Here is a 275-nt window from a genome sequence, read left to right as displayed (position 1 = left end):
GGCACTGGCGGAGAACTTGCCCCGCAGGTCGGCAAACAGCTTGCCCTGCTTCTCGGCCAGGGTTGCCGCTTCCTGCAGCACACTGGTGTTGCCGCCATCGTTGACCACATAACGGCGGTCTTCGGTGCAGGGTTTGAACAGCAGCTTGCCATCGGCGGCACTGAGTTCACCCTGCATCCGGGTCAACCCGGCCATGGACGGCGCCTGGGGCTGTTGGTTGAACATCGGCAGCATCTGGCAGCCGGCAAACAGCGGCAACAGGGCGAAACAAAGCA

The 275-nt window shown here is 62.9% G+C and carries 1 pseudogene; it reads right to left on the bottom strand.

Annotated elements, in window-relative coordinates:
* Positions 1-275, bottom strand: a pseudogene (locus SB725_RS31090) (hypothetical protein); the annotation flags it as partial.

The sequence above is a fragment of the Pseudomonas sp. SIMBA_041 genome, assembly GCF_046535095.1.
In the GTDB taxonomy this organism is placed as follows: Bacteria; Pseudomonadota; Gammaproteobacteria; order Pseudomonadales; family Pseudomonadaceae; genus Aquipseudomonas; species Aquipseudomonas mucoides.
This window is presented reverse-complemented; position numbering and strand designations above follow the sequence as displayed.